This window comes from Cellulomonas bogoriensis 69B4 = DSM 16987, from assembly GCF_000767165.1.
Taxonomy (GTDB): Bacteria; Actinomycetota; Actinomycetes; order Actinomycetales; family Cellulomonadaceae; genus Actinotalea; species Actinotalea bogoriensis.
This window is the reverse complement of the sequence record NZ_AXCZ01000129.1, coordinates 1-7,916: the sequence shown is the minus strand read 5'-3', so window position 1 is coordinate 7,916 and position 7,916 is coordinate 1. Positions and strand designations below refer to the sequence as shown.

Annotated in this window: 7 protein-coding genes; 2 read left to right on the top strand and 5 right to left on the bottom strand. The window is 70.5% G+C overall.

Annotated features, from left to right (window positions below):
* From N869_RS11025 to N869_RS11000, 5 genes are all read right to left on the bottom strand, one after another.
* Positions 1-574, bottom strand: a 574-nt coding sequence (locus tag N869_RS11025) for a lactonase family protein (RefSeq protein ID WP_198026049.1), incomplete at its 3' end; no start/stop codon positions are given.
* Between the two features lie 57 nt (positions 575-631).
* Entirely contained in the window at positions 632-1,804 is a 1,173-nt protein-coding gene (gene mmsB, locus N869_RS11020; protein ID WP_035061524.1) for a multiple monosaccharide ABC transporter permease, read from the bottom strand.
* Positions 1,801-3,348 (bottom strand): multiple monosaccharide ABC transporter ATP-binding protein, encoded by a 1,548-nt coding sequence (gene mmsA / locus N869_RS11015; protein ID WP_035061523.1) that lies wholly within the window; start codon positions 3,346-3,348, stop codon positions 1,801-1,803. The genes mmsB and mmsA overlap by 4 nt, the downstream gene beginning before the upstream one ends.
* 145 nt (positions 3,349-3,493) lie before the next feature.
* Complete coding sequence (gene chvE, locus N869_RS11010) at positions 3,494-4,624, bottom strand: multiple monosaccharide ABC transporter substrate-binding protein (RefSeq protein WP_052105444.1); 1,131 nt, start codon at positions 4,622-4,624, stop codon at positions 3,494-3,496.
* A gap of 275 nt (positions 4,625-4,899) precedes the next feature.
* Positions 4,900-6,156, bottom strand: a complete 1,257-nt coding sequence (locus N869_RS11000) for an ROK family transcriptional regulator (protein WP_084136974.1) — start codon at positions 6,154-6,156, stop codon at positions 4,900-4,902.
* 132 nt (positions 6,157-6,288) lie between these two features.
* On the opposite strand from N869_RS11000, the gene xylA reads away from it, so the two are divergent.
* Positions 6,289-7,476 (top strand): xylose isomerase, encoded by a 1,188-nt coding sequence (gene xylA, locus N869_RS10995; RefSeq protein WP_035061518.1) that lies wholly within the window; start codon positions 6,289-6,291, stop codon positions 7,474-7,476.
* A gap of 105 nt (positions 7,477-7,581) precedes the next feature.
* The coding region (locus tag N869_RS10990; RefSeq protein ID WP_035061517.1) for an FGGY family carbohydrate kinase at positions 7,582-7,916 on the top strand (335 nt) is incomplete at its 3' end.

Genomic DNA, 7,916 nt, shown 5'->3' with positions numbered 1-7,916 from the left:
CGTCGTCCAGCAGCCCGTCCGGGCGGCGCCGCAGCCGGCGCACCTCGTCGGTGCCGAGATCGGCGGCCAGGACGTACCGGCCGTCCGGGGACAGCATGGTGGAGTGCGCGTGGGGGGCCTCCTGGCGGTCCGCGCGCGGGCCCGAGCCCTGGTGCCCGTGGACCTGCACCGGCCCGCCCGAGGCCAGGACCTGGGCCGTGAACCGGCCGTCCGCGTCCAGGGGAAGCACCGAGACCGTGCCCGACCCGTAGGTGGCGACGTACAGCGCCTGCTCGGTCACCAGCAGGTGGCACGGCGAGTCACCGCCAGCCGCGACGGTCGCGACCGGGACCAGCCCCTCGCCGACCACCTCCAGCGCCGTGACCGTGCCCGGGGCGGTCTCGGACGCCGCGTAGAGCATCCCGCCCGGACCCCGCGCGAGGAACGACGGTGCGGGGAGCGCCGCCGCCAGGGCACCGGTCAGACCGCCGGTCCTCGGGTCCAGGCGCAGCCGCCAGATCCCTTCGCCCTGGCCCGCGGGTCCCTCCGGGCCCGAGGGCGGGTACGCGCCCAGCCACAACGCCGTCTCCCCCATGGGCCGGACCATACCGGCCCGTCCCACGGGGGAGCGACGATCAGCGGTGCGGGTACCTCAGCGGGTCCCGGCCCGCCGCTTGTTGATCAGGTCGAAGGCCACCGCCAGCAGCAGCACCAGGCCCTTGATGGCCTGCTGCCAGGCTGCGTCGACCGCCATGATCGACAGGCCCATGTTCAGCACACCCATGATCAGGGCGCCCACGATCGCGCCCGAGACCCGACCGATGCCACCGGTGACCGCCGTACCGCCGATGAAGCACGCGGCGATCGCGTCGAGCTCGTACATGGTTCCCGCGGCGGCGACCGCAGCACCGGCGCGGGACGTGGTGACCACGGCCGCCACACCCGCCAGGAACCCGATGTTGACGAAGATCCAGAAGTTCATCCGGCGTGTGTTCACCCCGGACAAGATCGCCGCGTGCAGGTTCCCGCCGATCGCGTACACGTGCCGGCCGAACACCGTCCGGCTCATGATGAACGAGTACAGGACGATCAGGACACCCACCACGATCAGCACGATCGGCGAGCCGCCGGTGCTGCCGGCCAGGACCCACGCGAACCCGGCGATCATCGCCGAGAAGATCACGGCCTTGGCGATGAACGCCCCGAACGGCTCGGTGTGCAGCTCGTTGCGCTGCAACGAGCGCCGGGCCCGCACCTGGCTGCCGACCAGCGCCGCGATGGCGACCGCGCCGAGCGCCAACGTCACCACGTCCCGGTTGGCTATGAACCCCAGGAAGTTGGGGACCGACCCGTTGGAGATCTGGACGAACGGGCTGGGGAACCCGGCGACCGTCACACCCACCAGGACGATCGCGAGCCCACGGAAGATCAGCATGCCGGCCAGGGTCACGATGAACGCCGGTATGCCCACGTAGGCGACCCAGAAGCCCTGCCAGGCACCCACCAGCGCCCCGAGCAGAAGCCCGATGAGGACCGCCACCAGCCACGGCGCCCCCAGGTCCTTCATCGCCAGGGCCACCACCCCGCCGACGAACGCGACCACCGACCCGACCGACAGGTCGATGTGGCCGGCGATGATGACGATCACCATGCCGATCGCGAGGATCATCACGTACGCGTTCTGCTGGACCAGGCTCGCGAGGTTGTTCGGCATCAGGAGCCGACCGTCGGTCAGCACCTGGAACAGGAGCACGATCATGACCAGGGCGCCCATGATCCCGTACTGCCGGACGTCACCGCCCAGGCTCTGCTTGAGGCTCTTCATCGGGCCACTTCCTTCTCCATGGTCATGTATCGCATGAGGGACTCCTGCGTCGCGTCCTCGCGGGCGAGCTCCCCGGTGATGCGGCCCTGGCTCAGGGCGTAGATCCGGTCACAGGTGCCGAGCAGCTCGGGCAGCTCGGAGGAGATGACGATCACGGCCTTCCCGGCCTCCGCCAGGCGGTTGATGATCGTGTAGATCTCGAACTTGGCGCCCACGTCGATCCCGCGGGTCGGCTCGTCGAGGATGAGGACGTCCGGGTCGGTGAAGATCCACTTGCTCAGGACGACCTTCTGCTGGTTGCCGCCGGACAGGTTGCCCACCAGGACGTCGACCGTCGGGGCCTTGATGTTCATGTCCAGCCGGTAGCGCCCCGCGATGCGGGCCTCGCCGCTGGGGTCCACGACCCCCCACTGCGAGATCTTGCCCAGCGCCGAGGCGCTGATGTTGCGCTTGATGTCGTCGATGAGGTTCAACCCGTACCGTTTGCGGTCCTCGGTGGCGTAGGCCAGGCCGTGGCGGATCGCCTCCTGGACGGTGCGGGGAGAGATCTGCTTGCCGTCCTTGATCAGACGTCCGGAGATGTTGCTGCCGTAGGAGCGCCCGAAGACGCTCATGGCGAGCTCGGTGCGCCCGGCACCCATCAGACCCGCGATCCCCACGACCTCGCCCCGCCGCACCGACAAGGTGGCGCGGTCGACCACGACCCGCTCGTGCTGGATCGGGTGATGGACCGTCCAGTCCTCGATCCGCAGGGCCTCCTCACCTATGGTGACCGACCGCTCCGGGAACCGGTTGTCGAGCGGACGCCCGACCATGCCGCGGATGATGCGCTCCTCGGTCACCGGCTCCTCGCCGTGCATGTCGAGGGTCTCGATCGTCTGCCCGTCCCGGATGACCGTCGTGGCGTCGGCGATCGAGGCGATCTCGTTGAGCTTGTGGCTGATGATGATGCAGGTGATCCCCTGGCCCTTCAGGCTGCGGATCAGGTCCAGCAGGTGGGCGCTGTCGTCGTCGTTCAACGCCGCCGTCGGCTCGTCGAGGATCAGCAGCTTGACCCGCTTGGACAACGCCTTGGCGATCTCGACCAGCTGCTGCTTGCCGACACCGATGTCCACGATCTTGGTGTCCGGGCTCTCGGAGAGGCCCACGCGGGCCAGCAGGCGCGCGGCCTCGACGTTGGTGCGGGTCCAGTCGATGACGCCGCGCCTGGCCTGCTCGTTGCCGAGGAAGATGTTCTCGGCGATCGACAGGTAGGGGCTGAGGGCCAGCTCCTGGTGGATGATCACGATGCCGCGGCCCTCGCTGTCGCGGATCGTGCGGAACTCGCAGGGCTCGTCCTCGAAGAGGATGTCGCCCTCGTAGCTGCCATGCGGGTAGATCCCGGACAGGACCTTCATCAGCGTGGACTTGCCAGCGCCGTTCTCACCGCAGATCGCGTGCACGGTGCCGCGCTGCACGCGCAGGGTGACGTCCTGGAGGGCCTTGACGCCCGGGAAGGTCTTGGTGATGCCCCGCATCTCGAGGATCGTGCTGTCGCTCGACATGTCTGCTCACGTCTCTGTGGTGGGGTCCCGGTCAGGGCCGGGCGGGGTCGCCGGGGGTGGGCCCGGCCGGTGGGGGTCTCCCACCGGCCGGACCGCCGTGACGACGGTTCGCCCGGGTGCGGGCGGTGCTACCGACGTCCGGGTCTCAGAGACCCAGCTCGTCCGCGGTGTAGAACTCCGAGCCGACGAGGGCTTCGCCGACCTGGTCGGGGGTCACGACCTGCGGGGGAAGCAGGTAGGTCGGGACGACCTTCACGCCGTTGTCGTACGTCTCGGTGTCGTTGACCGCGACCTCGTGGCCCTGGAGCAGCTGGTCGACCATCGCGGCGACCTGCGTGCCCAGGCTGCGGGTGTCCTTCCACACGGTCATCGACTGCTTGCCGGCGAGCATGTTCTGCACGTTCGCCAGGTCGGCGTCCTGACCGGTGAGGATCGGCCAGTCCTCGTCGACGACGTAGCCGGCACCCTCCAGCGCCTGGGCGATGCCGAGGGCCAGGGAGTCGTTGGGCGACAGGACCACGTCGATCTTGTCGTCGGTGTAGAAGGAGTTGATGCGGTTCTGCATCTCGGACTGCGCGGTCTCGGAGGACCAGCCCTGGATGCCGATGCTGGCCCACTGGTCGTTGCTCGCCGGGGACTTGCCCGACGGGACGACCAGCTGCCCGGACTCCACGTAGGGCAGGAGGACGTCCCACGCCCCGGAGAAGAAGAACCGGGCGTTGTTGTCGTCGGGCGAGCCGGCGAACGGCTCGAGGTTGAACGGGCCCTCGCCGTCGGCCAGACCGAGCTGGTCCTCGATGTAGCGGCCCTGCTCCTGACCGACCCGGTAGTTGTCGAACGTGGCGTAGAAGTCCACGTCCTCGGTCTCGTTGATGAGCCGGTCGTAGGCGATGACGGCGATGTCCTGGCTCGAGGCCTCGGCCAGCACCGGGCCCAGGGCGGTGCCGTCGATCGAGGCGATGACCAGCACGTCGGCACCCTGGTTGATCATGTTCTGGATCTGGGTGATCTGCTGGTCGACCTTGTTGTCCGCGTACTGCAGGGACGTCTCGTAGCCGGCCTCGCCCAGCAGCCGCTCCAGGTGCGCGCCGTCGTTGTTCCAGCGCTGGAGGCTGCGGGTCGGCATCGCGATCCCGACCATGCCGCCCTCGGTCGCCTCGGCGGCGGGGCCGTCGGACTCGGGGTCGGTGGTGCGCTCGCTCGTGCACGCTCCCAGCGCCAGCACGAGCGCGGCCCCGGTGGCCAGGGCCATGACCTTCGTGGTTCTGAACGACATCGTTGTCACCCTTCGGTTGTACGACGCACCGGTCGGTGCGCGGCAGCCTCGCCACGACGCCGGCGTGCGGGTCGCCCTCTCCTGCGAGGGCGGGCTGGCCGGCGGCTCCCTGCCCGCCCGACGGGCGGCGTGGGGACGCTGTTTGTTGCGGGGATGAACTAACTCATCCGTTGGCTTAATTTAATGAAGTCAACGGTTCCGGGACAAGCCTGGAGGCATCCGAAAGAGGTCACGATCCGGTCACGGACCGGAGCCGGGGGCAGGCTGAGGCAGGCTCAGGCAGGGTGCAGGACGTCCTCGCCGGCCCAGCCCGCCGGGTCGTCCACCAAGGTCTCCAGGACCGCCAGGGCACCGCCGGTCATCGCCGGGAACTGACCCGCGACCGCGACGCTCAGCTCGACGGTCGACCACTGCGCCGTGATCACCCGGCGTCGCAGCTGCTCGACCACCGGCTCGCGCAGGTGCTCGGCGAGCTGGGCGTAGATCCCGCCCAGCACCACGTGGTGCACGTCCACGATGTTCACCACGTTGGCCAGTGCCGTCCCCAGCGCACGACCCGCGTCCGCCAGCACGCCCCGCACCGCCTCGTCACCCGCCGCGGCGGCGAGCAGGTCCTGGACCGACGTGCTGCGCGCCAGCCCGGCCCTCGCGAGGATCGCGTCCTGACCGGCGAACGACTCCAGCGTCCCGCCGTCCTCGAACGCCCCGCTCGTCCCCAGGACCAGGTGGCCGATCTCACCGCTCCAGCCGTGCCGCCCGCCGAAGATCGTGCCGTCCAGCACGATCGCACCCCCGACCCCCACCTCACCCGAGACGTACACGAAGCTCGTGGGCCCGCTCACCCGGCGGGCGTGGGCCTCGGCGCGGGCCGCCAGGTTCGCCTCGTTCATCAGCCGGGGGGGCATGCCCGCGAGCACCGGGTGGGCCGCCAGCAGCCCGACCACGTCGACCTCGCGCCACCCCAGGTTCGGCGCGACCCGCAGCGGGCCGGTGACCGTGTCCACCAGACCCGGCAGCGCCAGCGCCGAGCCCACCAGGGCCACGCCGTCCGCCGACAGCAGCGCCAGGACCGCACCCGCGAGCCGTGCGAGCCGGTCCAGGACCTCGCCGGGCTCGCTCCCCCGGAAGTCCCCCAGCTCGATGCGCTCGCTGATCACCCGTCCGGCCAGGTCCAGGGCCCGCACGCCCAGGTAGTCGACGTTGACCTCCATCCCGACGGCGGCGACCGTGCCCCGCGCCGGGACCAGCGGCACCGCGGGACGGCCCGCACGGTGGCCCACGACCGGCTCGAGCTCGGCCACCAGCCCGGCCGCCAGGAGCCGGTCGACCAGGGCCGAGACGGTCGCGCGGGTCAGGCCCGTGGCCGCCGCGACGTCCGCTCGCGACACCGGGGTGGGCGCGTCGATGATGTGACGGAGGGTCAGTCCCAGGTTGTGGTGCCGCAGCGACTGCTGGCGCGCGGCCCTGGTCGCGGCCCCACGGCCGCTCAGGCGCGGCTCAGGGCCGACCTGAGTCGACCCCGGGACGTCCATGCCCTTGACCCTACCCGCCGGACCGCATAAGTTCAGCGAGACAACAAATAGCGGGGCCTGCTGTGCTGGAGCCTCGCCACCCATCACTCGTCGGCACGACCGACGCCGTTCTCATCGAGGAGAGCCACACTCATGGCGCCCAAGCCCACACCCGCTGACAAGTTCTCCTTCGGTCTGTGGACCGTCGGCTGGAACGCTCAGGACCAGTTCGGCTCGGCCACCCGGCCGTGGCTGGACCCGGTCACCTCCGTGCACAAGCTCGCCGAGCTCGGCGCGGCGCACGTGACCTTCCACGACGACGACGTCGTGCCGTTCGGCTCCGACGCCGCCGAGCGCGACCGGATCCTCACCCGCTTCAAGGGTGCTCTGGAGGAGACCGGCGTCACCGTCGAGATGGTCACCACCAACACCTTCAGCCACCCGATCTTCAAGGACGGGGCGTTCACCTCCAACGACCGCCGCGTGCGCCGCTACGCGCTGCGCAAGATCCTCCGCAACGTCGACCTGGCCGCCGAGCTCGGCGCGGACTGCTTCGTCATGTGGGGTGGCCGTGAGGGCGCCGAGTACGACTCGGCCAAGGACCTCAACGCCGCGCACGACCGTTACGCCGAGGGCGTCGACGCCGTCGCCGGCTACATCAAGGACAAGGGCTACGGCCTGCGGATCGCGATCGAGCCGAAGCCGAACGAGCCCCGCGGCGACATCATCCTCCCGACCGTCGGGCACGCCCTCGGCTTCATCGCCAAGCTCGAGCACGGCGACATCGTGGGCCTGAACCCGGAGACCGGGCACGAGCAGATGGCCGGCCTGAACTACACCTCGGGCCTGGCCCAGGCGCTGTGGGCCGACAAGCTGTTCCACATCGACCTCAACGGCCAGCGGTCCATCAAGTACGACCAGGACCTGGTGTTCGGCCACGGCGACCTGTTCTCGGCGTTCGCGACCGTGGACCTGGTCGAGAACGGCTTCCCCAGCGGTGGCCCGAAGTACGACGGCCCCCGCCACTTCGACTACAAGCCCTCGCGCACCGAGGACTTCGAGGGCGTGTGGGCCTCGGCCGAGGCGAACATCCGCACCTACCTCATCCTCAAGGAGCGCGCGCAGGCCTTCCGCGCCGACCCCGAGGTCCAGGAGGCCCTCGAGGCCGCGGGTGTGTTCGACCTGGCCAAGCCCACCCTGGCCGAGGGCGAGACCCTGCAGGACCTGCTGAACGACAAGAGCGCCTACGAGGAGCTCGACGTGGACGCCGTCGCCGAGCGCGGCTTCCACTTCGTGCGCCTCAACCAGCTGGCCCTCGAGCACGCGCTCGGCGCCCGCTGACCTGTTCCACCCCGGGCCGGGGGCGGGGGCCTGTCCCCCCGCCCCCGGCCTTCTCTCATCCCACGCAAGGCCCGCCCCGCGCGGGCACACCCTTGAGGAGGAACGATGGCGCTCGTCGCCGGCGTGGACTCGTCCACGCAGTCCTGCAAGGTCGTCATCCGCGACGCCGAGACCGGTGAGCTGGTCCGCACCGGCCGCGCGTCGCACCCCGACGGCACCGAGGTCCACCCCCACCACTGGTGGGACGCCCTGACCACCGCGCTCGAGCAGGCCGGAGGCCTGGACGACGTCGCCGCGGTGGCCGTCGGCGGTCAGCAGCACGGCATGGTCGCCCTGGACGCCCAGGGCGAGGTCGTGCGGCCCGCCCTGCTGTGGAACGACACCCGCTCGGCCGCGGCCGCGGCCCAGCTCATCGACGAGCTCGGTGCCGACGGCGACGG

Excerpts from the sequence above, each read along its gene's own strand:
- mmsA (WP_035061523.1), bottom strand. The coding sequence starts at position 3,348 with ATGTCGAGCGACAGCACGATCCTCGAGATGCGGGGCATCACCAAGACC.
- chvE (WP_052105444.1), bottom strand. The coding sequence starts at position 4,624 with ATGTCGTTCAGAACCACGAAGGTCATGGCCCTGGCCACCGGGGCCGCG.
- N869_RS11000 (WP_084136974.1), bottom strand. The coding sequence starts at position 6,156 with ATGGACGTCCCGGGGTCGACTCAGGTCGGCCCTGAGCCGCGCCTGAGC.
- mmsB (WP_035061524.1), bottom strand. The coding sequence starts at position 1,804 with ATGAAGAGCCTCAAGCAGAGCCTGGGCGGTGACGTCCGGCAGTACGGG.
- xylA (WP_035061518.1), top strand. The coding sequence starts at position 6,289 with ATGGCGCCCAAGCCCACACCCGCTGACAAGTTCTCCTTCGGTCTGTGG.